The following is a 22,523-nucleotide window of genomic DNA, read 5'->3' as shown; positions in this document are numbered from 1 at the left end:
AGCTGATTAGGCGGGGTTTTATTTCTTAAGGAGCCGATCTGGCTTACAGCACCATCACCGCCTCGGCTTCCACCAGCACGCCCTTGGGCAGGCTGGCCACGCCGACTGCGGCGCGGGCCGGGAAGGGCTGGCTGAAGTACTGGCCCATGATTTCGTTGAAGGTGGCGAAGTTGGACAGGTCGGTCAGGTAGGCATTCAGCTTGACGATCTGGTCCAGGCTGCCGCCGGCGGCTTCGCACACGGCCTTCATGTTCTTGAACACCTGGTGGGTTTCGGCGGCGAAACCGCCCTCCACCACGGCCATGGTGGCCAGGTCCAGCGGGATCTGGCCGGACAGGTAGACAGTGTTGCCGGCCTTGACGGCTTGCGAGTAAGCGCCGATGGCGGCCGGAGCCTTGTCGGTGTGGATAATTTCCTTAGCCATTATTCATCTCCTTCTTTGAGGAACAGGGTGAGCAAATCGTTGAGGAAGCGCTGGCCTTGCAGCGTGGGGCGCAAAACGCCGCCCTCGCTTTCCAGCAGGCCTTGCGCCTGGGCTGCGTCCAGCTGGCGGCGGATAAGCGCCAGCGGCAGCCCGGTGCGTTCCTGGAACAAGCGGCTCTCGAAGCCGCCGGTCAGGCGCAGCAGGTTCATCATGAATTCGAACGGCAGGTCGGCACGGGCGACCTTCTGCTGGCTTTGCAGCGGATTGCCGTCCGCCACCGCCTTCAGATAGGCCGCCGGCTGCTTGTGCCGCATCTGGCGGACGATGCCGGCGTGGCTGCTGATCTTGCCGTGCGCGCCGGCGCCGATGCCGACGTAGTCGCCGAACTGCCAGTAGTTGAGGTTGTGCCGGCTGTGGCGGCCCGGCCGGGCGAAGGCCGAGGTTTCGTAGTGATCGAAACCGGCGGCCTCCAGACAGGACTCTATCGCCTCCTGCATGTCGGCCGAAACTTCGTCGTCCGGCAGGTTCTGCGGCGTTTGCGCCGCGAACATCGTATTCGGTTCTATCGTCAGATGGTAGGCCGACAGATGGATGATGCCGTAGGACAGCGCGGTGTTGAGGTCGGACAGCGCCTCCTCCAGGGTCTGGTCCGGCAGCGCGTACATCAGATCCAGATTGACGTTGTCGAAGTGGGTCAGCGCGATCTCCACCGCGCGCTTGGCCTCGTCGCCGTCGTGGATGCGGCCCAGCGCCTTCAGGTGCTTGGGATTGAAGCTCTGGATGCCGATCGACAGCCGGTTGATGCCGGCCTCGCGATAGCCGCGGAAGCGCTCGATCTCGAAGGTGCCGGGATTGGCTTCCATCGTGATCTCGGCGTCCGGATGCAGCTTCATGCGCGCCCGCACGCCGGCCAGCAGCGCGTCCATCGCCTGCGGGCTGAACAGGCTGGGGGTGCCGCCGCCCATGAAAATGCTGGTCAACGGCCGGCCCCACACCTCGGGCAGCGAGTATTCCAGATCGCGCAGCAGCGCGTCGACATAAGCCATCTCGTCGAAACCATTTTTCGGCTCGTGCGAGTTGAAGTCGCAATACGGGCACTTGCGGATGCACCACGGGAAATGCACGTACAAAGACAAAGGCGGCAGCTCGCGCAAGCCGCCGGTCAACGCCGACAGGTCGACCACGCTCATGCCAGCGCCTTGAGCTTGGCCATCAGCGCGGCCAACGCCTGGCCGCGGTGGCTGACGCGGCTCTTTTCGGCGGCGTCCAGTTCGGCCACCGATACGCCGTAGCTTGGCAGATGGAAATGCGGGTCGTAGCCGAAGCCGCCTTCGCCCGCGGCCTCGTCACGCACTTCGCCCAGCCAGATGCCATCGGCCACCAGCGGTTGCGGGTCGTCGGCGTGGCGCACCAGCACCAGCACGCAGTAATACCAGGCGCGGCGATTGGCCTCGCCCTGCAGCTTTTCCACCAGCAGCGCGTTGTTGCGCGCGTCGGACTTGGGCTCGCCGGCGAAGCGGGCCGAGTACACGCCCGGCGCGCCGCCCAGCGCCTCGACGCAGATGCCGGAATCGTCGGCCAGCGCCGGCAGGCCGGTCAGCCGGCTGGCGTGGCGCGCTTTCTCCAGCGCGTTTTCCAGGAAGGTGTGGTGCGGCTCCGGGCATTCCGGCACGTCGAAGTCGCGCTGCGGGCGCACGGTGACGCCCAGCTCGGCGAACAGCGCGCCGAATTCCTTCAGCTTGCCGGCGTTGTTGCTGGCGAGGACCAGTTGATCGAACATCTTTTCGCTCTTTCTATCTTGTCGGTGCAGCCGGACCGGAACAATGGCGTCCGGCCAGGCCGCCAGCTTAGCGGCTGACCTTCACTTCCGTCCACATCCGCGCCAGCACGCGGCGCTCGGCCGGGGTCAATTCGCGCAGCACGGTCCATTTTCCGGCCTGTTCCGGCGTCGGATTGATCACCGGATGCGCTTTCAGATCGGCGCGGAAAAACGCGCCGGCAGTGGAGACCGGGTTAGTCGCGCCGTTCAGGTTGGTCAACTGGGCGGCATGCTTGCCATCCAGCATGAAATTGATGAACTGGTGCGCCAGGTCCGGCCGTTTGGCGCTGGCGGTAATGGCCATGGTGTCCACGCCCAACTCATTGCCCTCGCGCTGCGATACATTGCCGATGTGGAAACGCCGTTTGCTCAGACGGGCATCCTCGCTGGCTTGGAAGAATTCCGTGGAATAGCCCAGCGCCACCCAGATATTGCCGATGGCAAGCTGCTTCAGATAACTGGCATTGGAGAAGGCGGCCCAATACGGCTTGGCGCGCTTGATCACGTCGCGCGCGGCGCGCATGTCGGCTTCGGTGGCTTTGTTCGGGTCCTTGCCCAGGTAGAACAGCGCGGCGGCGAACACCTCGCGCGAGCTGTCCAGCACCGTCACCTTGCCCTTGAGCTTCTGCAGCACCTTGGGATCGAAAATCACCGACCAGCTGGTGGGATCGATGCCAAGCTGCTGCAGCTTCTCCACGTTGTAACCCACGGAGGTCAGTGACAGCACGGTGGGGATGGTGTAGCGGTTGCCCGGATCATAGCTTGGCGATAGATAAGCCGGCGCCACATTCTTCAAATTGGGAATCTGTCGGTGATCCAACGGTTGCAGCAGTTTTTGCTTGGTCATGGCCTGCACCACGAAACTGGACGGAAACACCATGTCGTAGCCCTTGGCCCCGGCGGCCAGCTTGGCCAGCATTTCCTCGTTGTCGCCGTAATAGTCCTGCACCACCTTGCAGCCGCAACTCTGCTCAAACTGCTTGACGATGTTGTCGGACAACGAGCCGCTCCAGTTGTAGATGTGCAGCACGTCATTCGGGCCAGCGTAGGCCAGGCTTGTGGACAAACCCAGGGCGAGCATCAACTTCTGCAACTTTTTCAATTGGGATTCACCTCCAGACGGTCATGCCAGGCATGACAATGACAAAAGGCGGCACCAAGCCGCCCGGATCGACAACCGCCAGCGGGCGGTCATCGCGGTATTCAGGCGCGGCGGCCTTGCAGCGTCGCTTCGTAGGCTTGGCGCAGCAGGCCGGCGTCGGCGCCGTCCAAGAGCTTGGCGTCGGACAGCATGCGCCGCCAATTGCGCGCGCCGGGCAGCCCCTGGAACAGGCCCAGAATGTGGCGGGCGATGTGGCGGACATTGCTGCCGTCGCCCAATCGCGCCGTGACGTAAGGCATCATCGCCTCCACCACCGCCGCGCGTTCCGGGCGAGCGGTTTCGTCGCCATAGAACTGCGCGTCCCACTCGGCCATCAGCCAGGGATTGTGATAAGCCTCGCGGCCCACCATCACGCCATCCACATGCTGCAAATGCTCGGCGATCTCGGCATTGGTCTTCACGCCGCCGTTGATCAGGATCTCCAGATCGGCCCGCTCCCGCTTCAGCCGATAGACATAGTCGTATTTAAGCGGCGGGATCTCGCGGTTTTCCTTCGGGCTCAGCCCTTTCAGGATGGCGTTGCGCGCGTGGACGATGAAGGTATGGCAGCCAGCCTCGGCCACAGTGTCCACGAACTCGCGCAGGTAATCGTAATGCTCGATCTGATCGATGCCGATGCGGTGCTTGACGGTGACATCGATATCCACCGCGTCGCGCATCGCCTTGACGCAATCGGACACCAGTTGCGGCTCAGCCATCAAACAGGCGCCGAAAGCGCCCTTCTGCACTCTCTCGGACGGGCAACCGACATTAAGGTTCACCTCGTCATAGCCCCATTGCTGGGCCAGCTTGGCGCAGGCGGCCAGTTCGGCCGGCTCGGAGCCGCCCAGTTGCAGCGCGACCGGATGCTCCGCCTCATGGAAACGCAGATGCCGCTCCACATCGCCATGCAGCAGCGCACCGGTGGTCACCATCTCGGTGTACAGCCAGGTATGGCGCGTGATCTGGCGGGCGAAATAGCGGTAGTGGCGGTCGGTCCAATCCAGCATCGGCGCCACGCTCAGGCGGCGGGACGGCTTATTTGCTTGAAATCCTTGATTGGCGTGGGTTTCATCGCCTTGGGGTGCAGTCTTGTTTACGTTCATTCCGGCTGATTTCCGCCTATTTCCGTCCCGCCGGTGCTACACAAAACGCGATTTTCCGGAGCTATAGCACCACTCGCGCGCCTTGCGTAGCACCTGCCTTCTAGCTGACAAGGCGGCGCTGACTAAGCATTTGAATAAGCGAAGAATTATCCCCCTTACACTGCGCGAGGGTCAAGTTTGGCAGACAGATATATGCCAATCACTCAGCGGCGGATCGCCCTGCTTACAGGGCATCCGCCCTACGCGAGATCATCCGCTGTAGGCCGAAATATACAGGGAAAGCCGAGAGAGTCCTGGCGATGTCGACGCAGCGAAGATATCAGCCTAGAGAGCCCAGCCCATTAAGCTACAATCTTCACGGGCTCATCCTAAAACCTACGCATGTCCTTCGCCGTAAAATTGCACTGCCCAGACTCTTGCAGAACTTAAGTACAGTGAGGCCACGACTTATCCAGACCTACTTATGCATTCATGCTGGCATCTCTGAAAAATGGGTCATGCCCGTCAAGACGCGGACACTGCGCCTCGATCTCCGCTGGCCATTGCGGAATTTTGCGGCGCTGTTGCACAAATCCTGAACAGGGAGAGTTTCCCCTTTTCCCAAGCGGATTTACGCCACCGGCACCGTGCACGGCCGGCCCAGCATGCTGAAGCGGTTCAAGATGGCAGCACGTACTTGCAGCTCTGCCACTTGACCATCGAAACGCCGGGCCATCACCCTCTCGCCTAGCCGTTTAAAGCAATACATCTTGGTTTCCACCAAGCTGCGGCGATGGTAGCCGCTCCAACGCTTCCAGATCGCCCGGCCTAGTCGCTTGGTGGTCCGCAGAATCTCATTCCGCGCCAGCACTCCCAGCACACTTCCTTTCCACGGTCTCGCATTCTTGCGGCTCGGAATGCACCCGATCGCGCCCCGCGCGGCAATCGCCTCATGGCACGCCTTGGTATCAAAAGCCCCATCGCCGCTCACGCAGCCTATCGGCTCATCAGCCGGGATTTGCGTCAATAGCGAAGGTAGCATTTGCGCATCGCTCTGGCGGTTGTCGGTTACCTCGATGGCGCGGATTTGCAGGGTTTCCGCATCGATGCCGACGCCCCCCCGGTATTGAGTAGCACGTGACTTTAGAATCCAATCAACCAAACACGGAGATTGGATATGAAGAAACGATTCACCGAAGAACAGATCATCGGCTTTCTCAAGCAGGCCGAACTCGGCATGGCCATCAAGGAGGTCTGCCGCCAGGGAGGCTTCTCTGAAGCCACCTTCTACAAATGGCGAAGCAAATACGGCGGCATGAACGTCGCGGAATTGCAGCGCGCTCGCGATCTGGAAGCCGAGAATGCCCGGCTCAAGAAGCTGCTGGCCGAAGCCCACCTCGATATCGAAGCTCTCAAGGTCGCCTTCGGGGTAAAGCGCTAGCCCCGCAAGCCAAGCGGCAGGCCATCCGCATCATGCTAAGCAGCGGACTGGCATTGTCGGAACGCCGCGCTTGCCGGCTTGTGGGGCTTTCTCGAGACGCCTGGCGACATCCGCCGCAAACCGATGCATTCACGCATCGGCTGACCGCCCGCATCATCGATATCGCCCACACGCGCCGCCGCTTTGGCTATCGGCGAGTGTATGATCTGTTGCGCGCAGAGTTTCCGGGCATCAACCACCAGCGGGTGTACCGCTTGTATCGCGAACAAGGTCTGGCGGTTAGACGACGTAACCGTCGGCGTAAGCTGACCGGCGTGCGCACGCCGCTGCAAGCCGCTACACAGTGGAATGAGGTGTGGAGCATGGATTTTGTCAGCGACCAGTTAGCCAGTGGTCGGCGCTTGAAATGCCTGACGGTCGCCGATGACTTCAGCCACGAAGCGGTGCAGATTGCGGTGGATTTCTCGATGTCCGGTCAATACGTCACGCGGATGTTGGATCAGGCGGCGCAATTTCGCGGCTATCCGTCAGCGATCCGGACGGACAATGGGCCGGAGTTCACCAGTCGGGCATTCATGGGCTGGGCGCAAAGCCGCGGCATCCGCCACATCCTGATTCAACCAGGCCGGCCGATGCAGAATGGTTACATCGAAAGCTTCAATGCCAGACTCCGCGACGAATGCCTGAACGAGCATGTCTTTGATTCGCTGGCGGAGGCCAGGCAGATCATCTCCGCGTGGCGGGACGATTACAATCAAGTCCGTCCCCATGGATCGATTGGCCGGATACCGCCTGCGGAATTTGCCGCACGCAATCGCCAGGCACAAATAGCAAGCCAAAGATCAGCAGGTTCCACCACCATGCAAACCTAGGACTTCTCTCCTGATTGCTGGTATGGCTGGCGGGGGCAGATCATTCCAGCGCTTCCGCAAACGTGGTTGACTCCGATTCACCGCGGCTGACAAACACTCCCCGAACCATTTCTGACTCGATAACGGCCGCCCATGCCTCGGCTTCCGCCTTAGTGATGAATGTCTTGGACTGGGCCGGGTAGCCCTTCTTGCGGATCTGTGCTTCCCATTGATATTCGCCACGTTTGCGAATCGTTGCCATGTTGCTCGCCTTGCATAAGAGTGCATGACGATTGTGGCAGGAGGGGTAAGGTGTGGCAAATTTGTGGCAAAAAGTCCACCACAGCATGAAAAAGGGCTTAGCATCTCTGCTAAGCCCTTGATATTCCTTGGTGGACCGAAGGAGGATCGAACTCCCGACCTCTGCATTGCGAACGCAGCGCTCTCCCAGCTGAGCTATCGGCCCGTCGATGGATATCGATGCGGAAATACTAGCACGACGGCATTTCGTTTGACCAGCCCCCTGCTCCTGCCGGCTCCGCGCCGGCCAGCGGCAGACTGAACCAGAACACGCAGCCGCCTTCCCGGCTGCTGACGGCGCCGAATTCGCCGCGGTGGAATTCCACGATGGAGCGGCAGATGTTGAGGCCGATGCCCATGCCTTCCGGCTTGGTGGAGTAGAACGGCGTGAATAGGTTGTCCTGCATGCCGGCGGCCAGGCCTGGGCCGTTGTCCACCACTTCCACCCGCCATTTTCCGTTGCCTACGCAAGTATGCAGCTCCACGCTGGGCCGCAGGGTGCCGGCGTCCACTAGCGCCTCGACGGCGTTCTTCATCAGATTCAGCAACACTTGCTCGATCAACACCGGGTCCATGTCTACCTGGCAGGGGCGGCGGTCTGGTTCCAGCTGCAGATTGACGCCGTTCTTGGCGGCCAGCGGCTCGGCCAGCAGCAAGGCGCGCTGCACCACGCGCGCCGGCTCCACTCGCTCCAGCTGCGGCTCATGTTTTTTGACGAAGGCGCGGATGCTGCTGACGATCTGCGCGGCGCGTCGCGATTGTTCGGCAATGGCGTGGATGGCGTCGCGCACGCCCGCTGGCAGAGCCAGCTCCTCCGGCAGCCGGCGGCTGACGCCGGCGGCGTAGGTGTGGATGGCGGTGAGGGGCTGGTTCAGCTCATGCGCCAGCGTGGACGCCATTTCGCCCATGGCGATCAGCCGCGCGGTGTTCTGGAAGCGCTCCTGCTGGGCTTGTTCGCGCTCCTCGCGCCGGCGCTCGGCGGTGACGTCGCTGACGATGGCCAGCCAGGCGGTTTCGCCGGTCACCCACTCGATGCGGCGGCGGCGCAGCAGCAGACAACGCTCGCCGGTGACGATGAACTCCTGGCCGTACTCGTCGCCATCGCGGCCGGCGCGCAGGCCCGGCAGCAGCACGCAGCATGGCGCGTCGGCGTCGCCCACTTGCCACATCTCGGCAAAACCGGGATTGGCGTACAGCAGCTGGCCGCTGCCCTGGTCAACTACGCACACGCCGGCGGCCAGGCCATTGAGCACGGTGAGGAAGCGGCGATGCGCCGCGTCCATTTCCTTGCGCTGACGCTGGCGCTCCGTGATGTCGAACATCGAAGCGATCCAGCCATGCTGGCTGCCGTCTTCCCGCACCAGCGGGGTGGCGAACAAGCGCACCACCAGCGTGTCGCCGCGCTTGCGCATCAGCGTCAGTTCAAAACCCTGCTCCTGCTGGCGATTGTCGCGCACGGCTTCCATCGCGTCGGCCAGCACGCCGTGCTGGTCCAGCGGCCAGAACGGATGCGGCGGATGGCGGCCCACCAGTTCCTCCGGCGCGAAGCCCAGCATATCGCAGAAGGCGCGATTGACGCGGACGATCTCCCCTTCTAGCCCAATCGCCACCAAGCCGCTTTTCATCGAGTCCTCAATCGCCTGGCGCAGCGACACCTCCTGCGCCAGCTTCTGCTCCGTCGCGGCCCGCTCGCGCATGTGGCGGCGGATGCGCCACACCGCGTACAGCAGCGTCAGCAGCAGCACAATGATGATGCCGGTCAGCACCGGCAGCGTCAGCCCCAGGCCGCTGCGATAGCTGACCGCCTTCAGATACAGGCCATAACCCGGCGGATCGAAACTGGTCTGGTGCGAGATATTGCCCGGCTGCTCGGCGGCGTCGAACTTTTGCGCCAGCGTCTTGCCGCCTACGTCCAGTATGCTGATGTAGTTCTTGGAGGCGATCCACCAGGGCACCTGATGGTACAGCAGGCCATCCAGCAGGTAAGACACGCGGATGCCCCCCAGCAGCTGCCCGTCGCGCACCAGCGGCACGGCCAGGTCGAAACGGTATTTGCCGTCGACGCCCTGATACGGGGCGCCGTAGCTGGCCCGCATCAGGCGGCCGGCGCGCCACAACGCGTCATATTCCGCAGAGTTGAGCTGCCGGCCGTCGCGGCGGATGCCGTGCGAATCCCACTCAACCTGGCGATTCAGCCCCACCCGCTCCAACGTCACCAGCTCGGGATTTTCGCGCAGATAAAACGCCGCCAGATGGGCAAAACGGGCGCTGTCCGTCTTGCCGGCGGCGATGTCGCGCGCCAGGGTGTCCGCCCATTCCTGATGCCCCTCCAGATGCATGCGCAGCGACTGCTCCAGCCACAGTACTTCCTGGATCAAGTTGTCCTGCTGCTCGTCGCGCCAGTCTCGGTACACCAGGTAGCTGAGGCTGCACAAGGCCAGCAGCAACGCGATCAGCGCAAGGCTGACGCTCGGCCACAGCAGGCGCGGGGTGCTGCGAGGAGAGGAATCGGTAACAGGCATGTGGAGCAGCCTAGCAAGGAACGGCCTTGATGATAACGCGCCCGCGCCAAATCGGGGCAACATGCCCTTGTTCTGGAATTCCCTAATGGTCAGCGCGGCATGGTGCTACTACTTTTAGTAGTAAAACCGCCGGCCCGATCCGGCTCATAACATCAAACAACGCTACCAATGGATGGAGAACCTTACATGAAGCTCAAGCATATCGCGCTGGCACTCTGCGCCAGCCTCACCCTGTCCGGCGCAGCCCAAGCCGCCGGCGAAATCGTCATCAAGTTCAGCCATGTGGTGGCGCCGGACACGCCCAAAGGCAAGGCGGCGGAATACTTCAAGAAACTAGCCGAGCAGCGCACCCACGGCAAGGTTAAGGTGCAGGTCTATCCCAACAGCCAGCTGTACAAGGACAAGGAAGAATTGGAAGCGCTGCAGCTGGGCGCGGTGCAGATGCTGGCCCCCAGCCTGGCCAAATTCGGCCCGCTGGGAGTGAAGGAATTCGAAGTATTTGATCTGCCCTATGTCTTCGACAGTTACGACGAAGTGAACAAAGTGATGCACGGCCCCATCGGCAAGCAACTCTTGGGCAAGCTGGAAACCAAGGGCATCAAGGGCTTGGCTTACTGGGACAACGGCTTCAAGAATTTCTCGGCCAACAAGCCGATCAAGAGCCCGGCGGACCTGAAGGGCATGAAGATCCGCATCCAGTCATCCAAGGTGCTGGAAGAGGAAATGCGCACGCTGGGCGCGCTGCCGCAGGTGATGGCCTTCTCCGAGGTGTACCAGGCGCTGCAGACCGGCGTGGTGGACGGCACCGAGCTGGAAGCATCCAATCTGTACACCAGCAAATCCTATGAGGTGCAGAAAAACCTGACGCTGACCCAGCACGGCTTCCTCGGCTACGCGCTGATCGTCAACAAAAAGTTCTGGGACGGCCTGCCGGCCGATGTGCGCGCCCAGCTGGACAGCGCGGTGCAAGACGCCTCGGTCTACGCCAACCAGATCGCCAAGCAGGAAAACGAAAAAGCCGTCGCCGCGATCAAGGCATCCGGCAAAACCCAGGTCTACACCCCCACGCCGCAGGAGCGCGAAGCGTTCAAGAAAGCGCTGCTGCCGGTGCACCAGAAGATGGCTGCCCGCATCGGGCCCGATCTGCTCAAGCAGATCTATAAGGAAACCGGCTTCAACCCCGCCAAGTAAAGGCGATCCGCCGCGCCCTGCCGGGCGCGGTTTTTCCATGCGCTGAGGAAACCCGCCATGCTGAAAATCCTCGACCATCTCGAGGAGTGGATGATTGCCTGTCTGATGGGGGCCGCCACCCTGATCACCTTCGTCGCGGTGCTGCACCGCTACGGTTCGGGCATTCCCACCCTGCAACCCTACCTCGCCCACATCAATCTATCGTGGGCGCAGGAGCTTACCGTTTACCTGTTTGTGTGGATGGCCAAGTTCGGCGCCGCCTACGGCGTGCGCACCGGCATCCATGTCGGCGTGGATGTGCTGATCAACCGTCTGCCGGACAAGACCCGCGGCTACTTCATCGTGTTCGGCCTGTTGGCCGGCGCGCTGTTCACCGGCATCGTCGCGGTGATGGGCGGCGATTTTGTCTGGAACATCGCCCACACCGACCAAACCTCGCCCGATCTGGAGGCGCCGATGTGGCTGGTTTACCTGGCCATCCCCGCCGGCTCCTCGCTGATGTGCTTCCGCTTCCTGCAGGTGGCGTGGAACTTCATCCGCACCGGCAGCTTGCCCAAACACGACCACGGCCATGTGGACGGCCTGGAAGGCGACGAGATGCTGGACAATCTGCACCCGCACGACATCAACCGTGGAGGCCGTCCATGAGCGCGCTGATCATTTTCGGCCTGCTGCTGGCGCTGATGCTGACAGGCATGCCGATTTCCATTTCGCTGGGTCTGACCGTCCTGACCTTCCTGTTCACCATGACCGAGGTGCCGGTCACCTCGGTCGCCCTCAAGCTGTTCACCGGCATCGAGAAGTTCGAGATCATGGCGATTCCGTTCTTCATCCTGGCCGGCAACTTCCTGATGCACGGCGGCGTCGCGCGGCGGATGATACGCTTCGCCACCACCCTGGTGGGCCACTGGTACGGCGGCCTGGGTCTGGCAGGCGTGGTGTCCTGCGCGCTGTTCGCCGCCATCACCGGCTCCTCCGTCGCCACCGTGGTGGCAGTCGGTTCCATCATCCTGCCGGCCATGCTGAAACAAGGCTACCCGCAACGCTTCGGCGCCGGCGTCATCACCACCTCCGGCGCGCTGGGCATCCTGTTCCCGCCGTCCATCAACCTGGTGATGTACAGCATCGCCACTGCAGGCATGAGCGTCACCGGACCCGATGGCAATACGGTGTCCACCGCCTCGGTCGGCCAGCTGTTCATGGCTGGCGTGCTGCCCGGCCTGTGCCTGTCGGCCCTGCTGGGCTTGACCACCTGGTACCGCGCCAAGAAGTTCGACTACCCGCGCTTGACGCGCGCCAGTTGGTCCGAGCGCTGGCAGGCTTTCCGCGAATGCGTGTGGGGCCTGCTGCTGATCGCGCTGGTGATAGGCGGCATCTACACCGGCATCTTTACCCCCACCGAGGCGGCGGCGATGGCTGCGGTGTACGCTTTCGTGATCGCGGTGTTCGTCTACAAGGACATGGGGCTGAAGGACGTGCCCAAGGTGCTGATCAACGCCGCGTCGATGAGCGCGATGCTGCTGTACATCATCACCAACGCCGTGCTGTTTTCTTTCCTGATGGCATCGGAGCAGATTCCGCAGACCATGGCGGCCTGGATGGCCAGCCAGGGCTTCGGCATCGTCGCCTTCCTGCTGTTGACCAACATCCTGCTCTTGGCGGCCGGCAACTTCATGGACCCGTCGGCCATCGTGCTGATCATGGCGCCCATCCTCTATCCCGTGGCGGTGAAGCTGGGCGTCAACCCCATCCACTTCGGCATCCTGATCGCGGTCAATATGGAAGTGGGCATGTGCCATCCACCGGTAGGACTGAACCTTTATGTCGCCTCGGGGATCACAAAGATGGGCATTACCGAGCTGACCGTGGCCGTGTGGCCATGGCTGCTGACCATGCTGGGTTTTCTGGTCGCGGTGACATTCATTCCGGAAATCTCGCTGTGGCTGCCGCGGATGCTGGGCATGCTGCATTGACATTTTCAAGTCAAACGATATGCAGCCGCGATGGAGCCGTCCATCGCGGCTTTTGTCCGACACGGCATAGCCCGAGCCCGGCATAAAGTCTTATAATGCTCCGCTATCCCTTACCAACATAAGAACATCTCTCTCTATCAGGAGCCTGCGAATGGACGAGCAATTGCGCCAAAGCGCGCTGGAATTTCACCAGTTCCCAACCCCGGGCAAGATCCAGGTATCGCCGACCAAGCCGCTGACCACTCAGCGCGATCTGGCGCTGGCCTACTCCCCGGGCGTGGCCGCCCCGTGCGACGCCATCGTCGAAGACCCGCTCAACGCCTACAAATACACTGCTCGCGGCAACCTGGTTGCGGTGATCTCCAACGGCACCGCCGTGCTGGGCCTGGGCAATATCGGCGCGCTGGCCAGCAAGCCGGTGATGGAAGGCAAGGGCGTGCTGTTCAAGAAGTTCGCAGGCATCGACGTGTTCGACATCGAAGTCAACGAGTTGGACCCGGACAAGCTGGTGGACATCATCTGCTCGCTGGAGCCGACCTTCGGCGGCATCAACCTGGAAGACATCAAGGCGCCTGAGTGCTTCTACATCGAGAAGAAGTGCCGCGAGCGCATGGGCATCCCGGTGTTCCACGACGACCAGCACGGCACCGCCATCGTGGCCGCCGCCGCGGTGCTGAACGGCCTGCGCCTGGTGAAGAAGGAAATCGGCGAAGTGCGCGTGGTGGCTTCCGGCGCCGGCGCGGCCGCCATCGCCTGCCTGGACCTCTTGGTCGCGCTGGGCGTGAAGCGGGAAAACATCACCATCTGCGACTCCAAGGGCGTGGTCTACATCGGTCGCGACGAGAAGCTGGACGAATCCAAGCTGCGCTACGCCATCCAGGACAACGGCTGGCGCAAGCTGGCCGACGCCATGGTCGGCGCCGACATCTTCATGGGCCTGTCCGGCCCGCGCCTGGTGAGCCAGGACATGGTAAAGAGCATGGCCCGCGCTCCGCTGATTCTGGCCATGGCCAATCCGGAACCGGAAATCCTGCCGCCGCTGGTCAAGGAAGTGCGCCCGGACGCCATCATCGGCACCGGCCGTTCGGACTTCCCGAACCAGGTCAACAACGTGCTGTGCTTCCCCTTCATCTTCCGCGGCGCGCTGGACGTGGGCGCCACCACCATCAATGAAGAGATGAAGCTGGCCACCGTGCGCGCGATCGCCGACCTGGCGATGGCCGAACAGAACGACGTGGTGGCCACCGCCTACGGCGACCAGGAACTGTCCTTCGGCCCGGAATACGTGATTCCCAAGCCGTTCGACCCGCGCCTGATCGTCAAGATCGCCCCGGCCGTGGCCAAGGCCGCCATGGATTCCGGCGTCGCCACCCGTCCGATCCAGGACTTCGACGCCTACGCCGACCAACTGGCGCAGTTCGTCTACAAGACCAACCTGTTCATGAAGCCGGTGTTCGCCCAGGCCAAGAAAGACCCGAAACGGGTGGTGCTGACCGAAGGCGAGGACGAGCGCGTGCTGCACGCCACCCAGGAAATCGTCACCCAGGGCCTGGCCAAGCCTATCCTGGTGGGCCGTCCCAGCGTGATCGAAAAACGCATCGAGAAGCTGGGCCTGAAACTGCGCCCGGGCGTGGACTTCGAACTGGTCAACAACGAGTCCGACCCGCGCTTCACCGAATACTGGAAGGACTACTACCAGCTGATGAAGCGCAAGGGCGTGTCGCAGGAGCAGGCTCGCCGCCGCGTGATCGGCAACACCACGCTGATCGGCGCCATGATGGTGCGCCGCGGCGACGCCGACGCGCTGATCTGCGGCACTTACGGCCCGTACCGCCAGCACTTCGACATTCTGGAGAATGTGCTCGGCTACGCCAACGAGGACAAGGTGGCAGGCGCGATGAACGCGCTGATCCTGCCGACCGGCAACATCTTCATCACCGACACCTACGTCAACGCCGAGCCGAGCGCCGAGCAACTGGCATCCATCACCAAGATGGCGTCCGAGTCGATCAAGCGCTTCGGCATCCAGCCCAAAGCCGCGCTGCTGTCCAACTCCAGCTTCGGCGCCTTGAACACCCCGTCGGCGCAGAAGATGCGCGCGGCGTTCGATCTGATCCGCGAAGCCCAGCCGGAACTGGAAATCGACGGCGAAATGCAGGGCGACGCGGCGCTGGTGGAAGCCATCCGCACCCAGGCGATGCCGGACTCCACGCTGAAGGGCTCGGCCAATCTGCTGATCATGCCTAACGTGGAAGCCGCCAACATCAGCTACAACCTGCTGCGCGTGTCGGCAGCCGACGGCGTGACCATCGGCCCGATCCTGATGGGCATGGCCAAGCCGGTGCACATCCTGACGCCGATCTCCTCGGTGCGCCGCATCGTGAATATGGTGGCGCTGGCCTCCGTCGACGCGCAGGCGCCAGGCCAACAGGGCTGATCCGCTCGCGCTTAGGGCATATACTGAACGGGCAAGCATCGCTTGCCCGTTTTTGCCTCAACCAGATGGAAACCCCATGAGCCAAGACCATTCCAACGATCCCTTCGCCTTGTTCCGCCAGTTCTGGCAGCAAGCCACGCCCCCCGGCATGCAGGCCTTCCTGCCGCCGATGTCGGATGAGGAAATCGACCGCAAACTGGCCGAGCTGCGCGTGGTGGAAGGCTGGCTGACGATGAATCTGGGCGTGCTGTCCATGCAGATCAAAACCCTGGAAATGCAGAGAGCCGCCCTGCACTCGATGCGTCCGAAGGACCCGCCCCCGGCCAAACCGTGACCCCAGCCCGATCCAGCCCTCCTCCTGCCCTGCCATGGCCGGCGCTGGCCGCCGTGCTGCTGCTGTGGCTGATTCCCGGCCTGGTCGGCCATGAGCCGTGGAAGCCGGACGAAGCCTACACCTTCGGCCTGGTGCGCCATATCGCCGCCAGCGGCGATTGGGTGGTGCCGATGCTGGCCGGCGAGCCGTTCCTGGAAAAACCGCCCTTATTCTTCATCAGCGCCAGCTGGACCTTGCAAGCGCTGCAGGGATGGCTGGGCGCGCCGGACGCCGCCCGTCTGGCGGCAGGGCTGTGGAATGCCATAGGCTGGCTGGGGTTAGGCGTCGCGGCGCGCGGCCTGTTCGGCCCGGGCTTCGGCCGCTGGGCGCCGCTGCTGCTGATCGGCGCCGTCGGCCTGCCGATACGCGCCCATCAATTGATCACCGATACCGCGCTGATGGCCGGCTTCTGCTGGGGGCTGGCCGGCTTGTGCCACGCCCTGGCGCGCCCCGTCCTCGCCGGCCTGATGCTGGGAGGCGGCGGCGCCATCGCCTTCCTCAGCAAAGGGCTGCTCGGCCCCGGCTGCCTGGGACTGGCCGCGCTGGCCCTGCCGCTGCATCCGGCTTACCGCCAACGTCGCTACCTGTTGACGCTGGCGGTCGCGCTGCTGACCGCCCTGCCCTTGCCGCTATGGTGGATGGCCGCGCTGCACCAGCGCAGCCCGGAACTGTTCCATCTGTGGCTGGACGCCAATAATTTCGGCCGTTTCAATGGCAGCGCCCATCTGGGGCCGCGCCAGCGCCCATGGTTCTACGGGCGCACCCTGCCCTGGTATGCGCTGCCGCTGTGGCCGCTGGCGCTGTGGAATGGATGGCGGGTGTTGCGCCGCCTGGTCTCGCCGCTGATCATCTTGCCGCCGCTGGCCCTGTTTGGCGGTTCGCTGGCGGTGCTGCTGGCCGCGGCGGAAGCGAGGGAGCTGTACGCCTTGCCTCTGCTGCCGCCCTTGACGCTGTTGGCATTGGGCGGATTGCCGTTTGCGTGGCATCCGCCGCGCTGGCTGAAAGTCACGCTGGCCGCGCTGTTTGGTTTGCTGCTGGCTTATCTGTTATTGGTTGCGAGGGTGCTCAGCGCGCCTTCCGATATCGCTTGGAGCCGGCCGCTGCTGGAGCGCCAGTTCAGCGGCTGGACGCCGGCCTTCTACCCCGGCCACTGGCTGGCTTTCGGCCTGGCGCTGGCCTGTTTGCTATGGTGCTGGCGCCAACCCCTGACAGAGATGGCGGGACTTCTCTGGCGCTGGAGCATCGCCATGACGCTGCTGTGGTGCGGCGTGGCCACGCTCTGGCTGCCGGCGCTGGATCACGGCATGCGCTACCGCGAAACCTTCCACGCGCTGAAGCCCACTCTGGAAGCGATACAGCGCGACGGCGGCTGCGTCGCCAGCCTGAATCTGGGCGAACCGCAGCGCGCCTTGCTGGAGTACTACGCCGGCTATCGCACGCTGCGCCTGGAAACGCAGCCGGCAGCGCATCAGTGCCGCTGGCTGCTGCTGCAGACGCTGCATGACCAAGCGCCGCCTGAGCTTGCCAAATTGCATCCAATATCCGTTTTGCAGCGCCCTGGCGATCACAAAGAACGCTTCCGCCTCTATTTGCTGCCATAAAGCGGCAAACTGCGGCATGCTGAAACGATTTTGCGTCACACACAGTCACACTGTTTTACATATCTTTTAACAATTTTGTGTCCGAACTTACCTTATCCTAACAAGCTAATCGGTGAGGGAAGGCATGACTGTAATCAATTCCGTGGATCTGTTCTGGTCGCTGGCCAGCGGCTCGTTTTCGCGCCGAGACGGCTTCGACGAGGGCAAGAACCGTTTCAAATTCGCATTCCGCGGCGTGTTGACCCTGCCGTGGACGCTGCGCTGGCTGGATACTTTCCGCTCGCAGACGCTGCTGCCCTACCTGCGGCACAATCCACGGCTGGCCAGCAAGCTGCATCGTCCCTACCTGTACCGATCTCTCGGACCGGCCGGCAAACTGCGGGCGCTGCAAGCGCACTACCAGTTGCTGGAAAAGCGCTTTTCCGGCGCGGCCCGCCGCCAGCTATTGTCCAGCCAGCATCTGCAACTGGCGGAGCTGACGGGCAAGAACGACGCCAAACTGCTGGTGGTGTTGACCCAGCAACATAGCTTCGACAAAGAAGGGGAAATGTCGCTGCAGGTATGCAACGCCGACAACGTCCCGCTGGCGACGCTGACCTTCACGCTGACCCGCCGCGAACAAGATATCGTGTTGGTGATCGGCGGCCTGCAGGGCCCGCGCAAACCGCATGGCGCGGAAGCCGTGCAGTTGGCCACCAAGGCGGCGCACGGCCTGTTTCCGAAGCGGCTGGCGATGGAAGCGCTGACCGCATTGGCGCGCAAGATCGGCGCCGATGAGATCCTGGCCATCGGCAACCGCGAACATATTTACAGCTCATGGCGGTATCGGCGCGAGTTCTTCGCCGACTACGACAGCTTCTGGCAGACGCTGGACGCCGAGCCGGTGGATGACGGCCGCTTCTACCGCATTCCGCTGACGCCGCCGCGCAAGGCCATGGAAGACATCGCCAGCAAGAAGCGCTCCGAATACCAGCGCCGCTACGGCATGCTGGACGCGCTGGCCGAGCAAACCCAGACCGCGCTCTGAGCGTCGCTAACGAATCTTCACCAGAGAAGCAAGCCCGCGCCGACGCAGACAGCGCAAGTCGCGCGGCGAGCAGGCGCAAGGCGGGATCAGCGGCGTGCCTGACGGAGCCAAGCCCGGCTCAAACCGGACGTGCCAGGCTGAAGGCCGGCTCGGCCAGGCTGTAGCGATCCCCACCCAGCTTGCCCACCGCCTGCAAGGCCAGGTCGTCCACCGCGCCGTCGCGCCACACCTCGTCCGCCACATGGATGTATTTGACCTCGGCCAGCACCAGATTGCCGGCGCCGCTGCCGTGGCCGAAGCTCAGGCATTGATGCAGCGTGCATTCCAGGCGCACTGGCGCTTCCGCCACGCCGGGCGGCTTGACCGTCACGCTCGTCGCCCTGGCCAGTCCCGCCAGCTCGAATTCATCCACGTCCGGCGCGTAAGCGCCGCAGGTGACGTTCATCGCCTCGGCCAGCGGCAGGTTGACGATATTGACCACCAACTCCCCGGTCAGACGGATGTTGGCCAGCGTATCCTTGTCCCGTTCAGACGCCTGCTTGAGGATGCTGATGCCCAACAGCGGCGGCGTCACGCTCATCACGTTGAAGAAGGAAAACGGCGCCAGATTGCACACCCCCTTCATATCCTGGGTGCTGACCCAGGCGATAGGCCGCGGCAGGATGCAGCCCACCAGCAGTTGATACAGATTCGTCCGCTCCAATTGCTGCACATTGAACTCCATCGGTTTTCTTCGCCTGCGGTGAAAATTGCCATGCCAGCATTCTAATGCGCTTGGGCCACCCTGTGCCAGCCATCATTTGAACTGGTTCGCGCCCTCGCCTGCCGGTAAAATGCCTGAATGAACGCACCCCGCTTTGTCCACCTTCGCCTCCACTCGGAGTTCTCCATCACCGACGGCATCGTCCGCCTCGATGACGCGGTCAAACGCGCCGTCAAGGAACAGATGCCCGCGCTCGGCGTATCCGACCTGATGAACCTGTTCGGCATGGTCAAGTTCTACAAGGCCTGCCGCAACAAGGGCATCAAACCCATCGTCTCCGCCGACATCTGGCTGGAGAACGAGGAGGATCGCGACAAGCCCTACCGGCTGATGCTGATGGTGAAAAACCGCGAAGGCTACCGGCGTCTGTGCGAACTCCTGACCGAAGCCTTCAGCCACAACCAGTACCGCGGCCGCGCCGAGATCAAGCGCGCCTGGCTGGAATCCGGCGACAACCGCGACCTGCTGTGCCTGTCCGGCGCCCATCACGGCGACGTCGGCATCGCGCTGTCCATGGGCCAGCGCGAAGAAGCGCAACGCCGCGCCGCCTACTGGGAAAAGCTGTTCCCGGGGTCGTTCTATCTGGAAGTCCAGCGCCTGGACAACGCGCAGATCGAAAACGTGGTGCAGGCCACCTTGTGGCTGGCCGGCGAGATGGCGCTGCCGGTGGTGGCCACCCACCCCATCCAGTTCATGGAGCCGGAAGACTTCAAGGCTCACGAGGCGCGGGTGTGCATCGCCGAAGGCTATACCCTGGGCGACAAGCGCCGTCCGCGCAGCTTCCACGAATGCCAGTATTTCCTCAGCACCGATGAAATGCTGCAGCGCTTCGCCGACATCCCGGAGGCGCTGGCCAACACGGTGGAAATCGCCAAGCGCTGCAATATCTCCGTGGTGCTGGGCAAGAACTACCTGCCGCTGTTCCCGACGCCGGACGGCATGACGCTGGACGACTTCCTGGTCTACGAGGCCAAGCGCGGGCTGGAAGAGCGGCTCAAGCAGCTGTACCCGGACGAGGCCGTGCGCGAAGCCCGGCGGCCGGAATACGACGCTCGTCTCAAGTTCGAGTGCGACACCATCATCCAGATGGGCTTCCCCGGCTACTTCCTGATCGTGGCGGACTTCATCCAGTGGGGCAAGGCCAACGGCTGCCCGGTGGGGCCGGGCCGGGGTTCCGGCGCCGGCTCGCTGGTAGCCTACAGCCTCAGCATCACCGACCTCGATCCGCTGCGCTACGCCTTGCTGTTCGAGCGCTTCCTGAACCCGGAGCGGGTGTCCATGCCCGACTTCGACGTGGACTTCTGCCAGGAAAACCGCTGGCGGGTGATTGAATACACCCGGCAGAAATACGGCGAGGAAGCGGTGAGCCAGATCGCCACCTTCGGCACCATGTCGTCCAAGTCGGTGATCCGCGACGTCGGCCGCGTGCTGGACCTGCCTTTCGGCCTGTGCGACCGCCTGTCCAAGCTGATCCCGCTGGAGGCGAACAAACCCTTGAGCCTGGAAAAGGCCATGCAGGTGGAGCCGCAGATCGGCGAGGTGATCGAATCCGAAGGCGCGCAGGAACTGATCGAACTGGCCATGAAGCTGGAAGACCTGACGCGCGGCCTGGGCATGCACGCTGGCGGCGTGTTGATCGCGCCGGGCAAGCTGACCGACTTCTGCCCGCTGTACATCGCCAGCGGCGAAGGCGCATCTCCCGTTTCGCAGTTCGACAAGGACGACGTGGAGCAGATCGGCCTGGTGAAGTTCGACTTCCTGGGCCTGCGCAACCTCACCATCATCGAACTGGCGCAGAAGTACATCAAGCAGGTCAGCGGCGAGGACGTGGACGTCGCCCACCTGCCGCTGGACGACCGCGACGCCTACAAGGTATTCGCCACCGCCAACACCACCGCCGTGTTCCAGTTCGAGTCCACCGGCATGAAGAAGATGCTGGTGGAGGCCAAACCGAGCAAGTTCGAGGAAATTATCGCCTTCGTGGCCTTGTACCGCCCAGGCCCGATGGACCTGATTCCGGACTTCATCCAGCGCATGCACGGCGCCAAGTTCGAATACCTGCACCCGCTCTTGGAGCCGGTGCTGGCGCCGACCTACGGCATCATGGTGTACCAGGAACAGGTGATGCAGTCGGCGCAGGTGATCGGCGGCTACTCGCTGGGCGGCGCCGACTTGCTGCGCCGCGCCATGGGCAAGAAAAAGGTCGAGGAGATGGTGGCCCAGCGCGCGATGTTCGTGCAGGGCGCGGCCAAGCAGGACATTCCGGAAGCCAAGGCCAACGAAATCTTCGACTATATGGAGAAGTTCGCCGGCTACGGCTTCAACAAATCGCACGCCGCCGCCTACGCGCTGGTGGCCTACCACACCGCCTGGCTGAAGGCTCACCACTGCGCGGCCTATATGGCGGCGACGATGTCCACCGAATTGGACAACACCGACCAGCTGAAGGTGTTCTACGACGATTGCCAGGACGCCAAGAACGGCATCACCTTCCTGCCGCCGGACGTCAACCACAGCTTCTACCGCTTCGTGCCGGTCAGCCGCAAGGAAATCCGCTACGCGCTGGGCGCGATCAAGGGCACCGGCGAAGCCGCGGTGGACCACATCGTATCGGTGCGCGAAGCCGGCGGGCCGTTCAGCGACCTGTTCGATTTCTGCAAACGCACCGACAAGAAGCTGGTCAACAAGCGGGTGATCGAGGCGCTGATCCGCGCCGGCGCCTTCGACGCCATCGAACCGAACCGCGCGCTCTTGTTCGCCAATGTCGGCCTGGCCATGGACGCCGCCGAGCAGGAACACGCCAACGCCAACCAGGGCGGCCTGTTCGACATGTTCGGCGACGACGTCGCGCCGGCGGTGGAAATGGTGGCCACCCGTCCATGGAGCGACGCGGTCAAGCTGGCCGAGGAAAAGCTGGCCATCGGCTTCTATCTGTCCAGCCACCCGTTCTCCGCCTATGAGAAGGAAGTGCGCGGCTTCATCAAGACCACGCTGTCGCGGCTGACCCCGCGCAAGGAGCCGCAGCTCTTGGCCGGCTTCGTCACCGGCATCCGCGTCAAGGTGGGCAACCGCGGCAAGATGGCCTTCGTGCAGCTGGACGACGGCACCGCCAAGCTGGAAGTCAGCCTGTTCGCCGAGAGCTTCGAGCTGAACCGCGACAAGCTGAAGGAGGACGTAGTGCTGGTGGTGGAGGGCAAGGTCAGCGAGGACAGCTTCTCCGGCGGCCTGCGCATCATCGTGGACAAGCTGTACAGCCTGGGCGAAGCGCGCAGCCGCTACGCCCGCGGCCTGTCCTTGCAGCTGCCGGCCAAGCCCGACATCGCGCGGCTGAAGTCGGAACTGCACCCGTTCAAGAGCCAGGACGCCGGCTGCCTGGTGCGGCTGGCCTACAACAACGGCAAGGCCAAGGGCGAGCTGATGCTGCCGCAGGAATGGGGCGTGCGCCTCGACGACGGCTTGCTGCTGGCGCTGAGCGATTGGCTGGGCGAGGGCAAGGTCAAGGTGCTGTGGTAGGGCGGAAGCCCTGACTCCATCAGGGCGTTCCGCCTGGCCTGCGATTCAAGCCTATCGTACGC

The 22,523-nt window shown here is 63.1% G+C and carries 17 protein-coding genes, 1 tRNA gene and 1 pseudogene; 9 read left to right on the top strand and 10 right to left on the bottom strand.

Going from position 1 to position 22,523, the window contains the following annotated elements; genetic code table 11:
• Positions 1 to 43 precede the first annotated feature (43 nt).
• The 6 genes and pseudogenes from BI343_RS12970 to BI343_RS12945 all read right to left on the bottom strand — a co-directional run.
• Positions 44 to 424, bottom strand: a complete 381-nt coding sequence (locus BI343_RS12970; protein WP_071109981.1) for a RidA family protein — start codon at positions 422 to 424, stop codon at positions 44 to 46.
• Positions 424 to 1,614: a radical SAM family heme chaperone HemW gene (hemW, locus tag BI343_RS12965; RefSeq protein WP_071109980.1), complete on the bottom strand. Its 1,191-nt coding sequence runs from the start codon at positions 1,612 to 1,614 to the stop codon at positions 424 to 426. The genes BI343_RS12970 and hemW overlap by 1 nt, the downstream gene beginning before the upstream one ends.
• Positions 1,611 to 2,204 (bottom strand): RdgB/HAM1 family non-canonical purine NTP pyrophosphatase, encoded by a 594-nt coding sequence (gene rdgB / locus BI343_RS12960; RefSeq protein ID WP_071109979.1) that lies wholly within the window; start codon positions 2,202 to 2,204, stop codon positions 1,611 to 1,613. The genes hemW and rdgB overlap by 4 nt, the downstream gene beginning before the upstream one ends.
• 67 nt (positions 2,205 to 2,271) lie before the next feature.
• On the bottom strand, positions 2,272 to 3,345 hold the full coding sequence (locus BI343_RS12955) for an ABC transporter substrate-binding protein (protein WP_083340949.1): 1,074 nt from the start codon (positions 3,343 to 3,345) through the stop codon (positions 2,272 to 2,274).
• Positions 3,346 to 3,446: 101 nt separating this feature from the next.
• A complete protein-coding gene (gene dusA, locus BI343_RS12950) occupies positions 3,447 to 4,394 on the bottom strand; it encodes a tRNA dihydrouridine(20/20a) synthase DusA (protein ID WP_244886645.1) in 948 nt (315 codons plus the stop codon).
• 706 nt (positions 4,395 to 5,100) lie between these two features.
• Positions 5,101 to 5,625: pseudogene (locus BI343_RS12945) on the bottom strand (IS5 family transposase); the annotation flags it as partial.
• Between the two features lie 21 nt (positions 5,626 to 5,646).
• On the opposite strand from BI343_RS12945, the gene BI343_RS12935 reads away from it, so the two are divergent.
• Positions 5,647 to 6,782 (top strand): IS3 family transposase gene (locus BI343_RS12935; RefSeq protein WP_422614114.1). Its coding sequence is split into 2 segments (ribosomal slippage): positions 5,647 to 5,899 and positions 5,899 to 6,782, totalling 1,137 coding nucleotides; the frame shifts between segments, so codons are not numbered across the junction.
• Between the two features lie 40 nt (positions 6,783 to 6,822).
• On the opposite strand, the gene BI343_RS12930 is transcribed toward BI343_RS12935, so the two are convergent.
• From BI343_RS12930 to BI343_RS12920, 3 genes are all read right to left on the bottom strand, one after another.
• Complete coding sequence (locus BI343_RS12930; RefSeq protein WP_083340947.1) at positions 6,823 to 7,023, bottom strand: hypothetical protein; 201 nt, start codon at positions 7,021 to 7,023, stop codon at positions 6,823 to 6,825.
• A gap of 128 nt (positions 7,024 to 7,151) precedes the next feature.
• A tRNA-Ala gene (locus BI343_RS12925) sits at positions 7,152 to 7,227 on the bottom strand.
• A 25-nt stretch (positions 7,228 to 7,252) separates the two neighbouring features.
• The gene (locus BI343_RS12920; protein WP_071109975.1) at positions 7,253 to 9,583 is read right to left on the bottom strand and encodes a PAS domain S-box protein; all 2,331 of its coding nucleotides are present in this window, start codon (positions 9,581 to 9,583) and stop codon (positions 7,253 to 7,255) included.
• Positions 9,584 to 9,769: 186 nt separating this feature from the next.
• Here BI343_RS12920 and BI343_RS12915 point away from each other — a divergent pair, with 186 nt between their 5' ends.
• From BI343_RS12915 to BI343_RS12885, 7 genes are all read left to right on the top strand, one after another.
• Complete coding sequence (locus BI343_RS12915) at positions 9,770 to 10,774, top strand: TRAP transporter substrate-binding protein (RefSeq protein ID WP_043627815.1); 1,005 nt, start codon at positions 9,770 to 9,772, stop codon at positions 10,772 to 10,774.
• A gap of 57 nt (positions 10,775 to 10,831) precedes the next feature.
• Positions 10,832 to 11,422 (top strand): TRAP transporter small permease, encoded by a 591-nt coding sequence (locus BI343_RS12910; protein ID WP_043627814.1) that lies wholly within the window; start codon positions 10,832 to 10,834, stop codon positions 11,420 to 11,422.
• Complete coding sequence (locus tag BI343_RS12905) at positions 11,419 to 12,747, top strand: TRAP transporter large permease (RefSeq protein ID WP_043627812.1); 1,329 nt, start codon at positions 11,419 to 11,421, stop codon at positions 12,745 to 12,747. The genes BI343_RS12910 and BI343_RS12905 overlap by 4 nt, the downstream gene beginning before the upstream one ends.
• A 151-nt stretch (positions 12,748 to 12,898) precedes the next feature.
• A complete protein-coding gene (locus BI343_RS12900; protein WP_071109974.1) occupies positions 12,899 to 15,184 on the top strand; it encodes an NADP-dependent malic enzyme in 2,286 nt (761 codons plus the stop codon).
• A 76-nt stretch (positions 15,185 to 15,260) separates the two neighbouring features.
• Entirely contained in the window at positions 15,261 to 15,518 is a 258-nt protein-coding gene (locus BI343_RS12895; protein WP_071109973.1) for a PhaM family polyhydroxyalkanoate granule multifunctional regulatory protein, read from the top strand.
• A complete protein-coding gene (locus tag BI343_RS12890; RefSeq protein ID WP_071109972.1) occupies positions 15,515 to 17,158 on the top strand; it encodes an ArnT family glycosyltransferase in 1,644 nt (547 codons plus the stop codon). Before BI343_RS12895 ends, BI343_RS12890 begins: the two co-directional genes overlap by 4 nt.
• Before the next feature lie 124 nt (positions 17,159 to 17,282).
• Positions 17,283 to 18,185: a VirK/YbjX family protein gene (locus BI343_RS12885; RefSeq protein WP_071109971.1), complete on the top strand. Its 903-nt coding sequence runs from the start codon at positions 17,283 to 17,285 to the stop codon at positions 18,183 to 18,185.
• 118 nt (positions 18,186 to 18,303) lie between these two features.
• Here the strand turns inward: BI343_RS12885 and BI343_RS12880 are convergent, their stop codons facing one another.
• The gene (locus BI343_RS12880) at positions 18,304 to 18,909 is read right to left on the bottom strand and encodes a flavin reductase family protein (protein WP_043627805.1); all 606 of its coding nucleotides are present in this window, start codon (positions 18,907 to 18,909) and stop codon (positions 18,304 to 18,306) included.
• A 117-nt stretch (positions 18,910 to 19,026) separates the two neighbouring features.
• Between BI343_RS12880 and dnaE the strand changes: the two genes are divergently transcribed.
• On the top strand, positions 19,027 to 22,461 hold the full coding sequence (dnaE, locus tag BI343_RS12875; RefSeq protein WP_071109970.1) for a DNA polymerase III subunit alpha: 3,435 nt from the start codon (positions 19,027 to 19,029) through the stop codon (positions 22,459 to 22,461).
• The last annotated feature ends 62 nt before the right edge of the window (positions 22,462 to 22,523 follow it).

The organism is Chromobacterium amazonense (assembly GCF_001855565.1).
In the GTDB taxonomy this organism is placed as follows: domain Bacteria; phylum Pseudomonadota; class Gammaproteobacteria; order Burkholderiales; family Chromobacteriaceae; genus Chromobacterium; species Chromobacterium amazonense.
The sequence above is the reverse complement of the archived record's forward strand: the minus strand, read 5'-3'. Positions and strand labels throughout refer to the sequence as shown.

Coding starts and splice junctions, on each gene's coding strand:
- BI343_RS12970 (WP_071109981.1), bottom strand. CDS start 424: ATGGCTAAGGAAATTATCCACACCGACAAGGCTCCGGCCGCCATCGGC.
- hemW (WP_071109980.1), bottom strand. CDS start 1,614: ATGAGCGTGGTCGACCTGTCGGCGTTGACCGGCGGCTTGCGCGAGCTG.
- rdgB (WP_071109979.1), bottom strand. CDS start 2,204: ATGTTCGATCAACTGGTCCTCGCCAGCAACAACGCCGGCAAGCTGAAG.
- dusA (WP_244886645.1), bottom strand. CDS start 4,394: ATGCTGGATTGGACCGACCGCCACTACCGCTATTTCGCCCGCCAGATC.
- BI343_RS12930 (WP_083340947.1), bottom strand. CDS start 7,023: ATGGCAACGATTCGCAAACGTGGCGAATATCAATGGGAAGCACAGATC.
- BI343_RS12920 (WP_071109975.1), bottom strand. CDS start 9,583: ATGCCTGTTACCGATTCCTCTCCTCGCAGCACCCCGCGCCTGCTGTGG.
- BI343_RS12915 (WP_043627815.1), top strand. CDS start 9,770: ATGAAGCTCAAGCATATCGCGCTGGCACTCTGCGCCAGCCTCACCCTG.
- BI343_RS12910 (WP_043627814.1), top strand. CDS start 10,832: ATGCTGAAAATCCTCGACCATCTCGAGGAGTGGATGATTGCCTGTCTG.
- BI343_RS12905 (WP_043627812.1), top strand. CDS start 11,419: ATGAGCGCGCTGATCATTTTCGGCCTGCTGCTGGCGCTGATGCTGACA.
- BI343_RS12900 (WP_071109974.1), top strand. CDS start 12,899: ATGGACGAGCAATTGCGCCAAAGCGCGCTGGAATTTCACCAGTTCCCA.
- BI343_RS12895 (WP_071109973.1), top strand. CDS start 15,261: ATGAGCCAAGACCATTCCAACGATCCCTTCGCCTTGTTCCGCCAGTTC.
- BI343_RS12885 (WP_071109971.1), top strand. CDS start 17,283: ATGACTGTAATCAATTCCGTGGATCTGTTCTGGTCGCTGGCCAGCGGC.
- BI343_RS12880 (WP_043627805.1), bottom strand. CDS start 18,909: ATGGAGTTCAATGTGCAGCAATTGGAGCGGACGAATCTGTATCAACTG.
- dnaE (WP_071109970.1), top strand. CDS start 19,027: ATGAACGCACCCCGCTTTGTCCACCTTCGCCTCCACTCGGAGTTCTCC.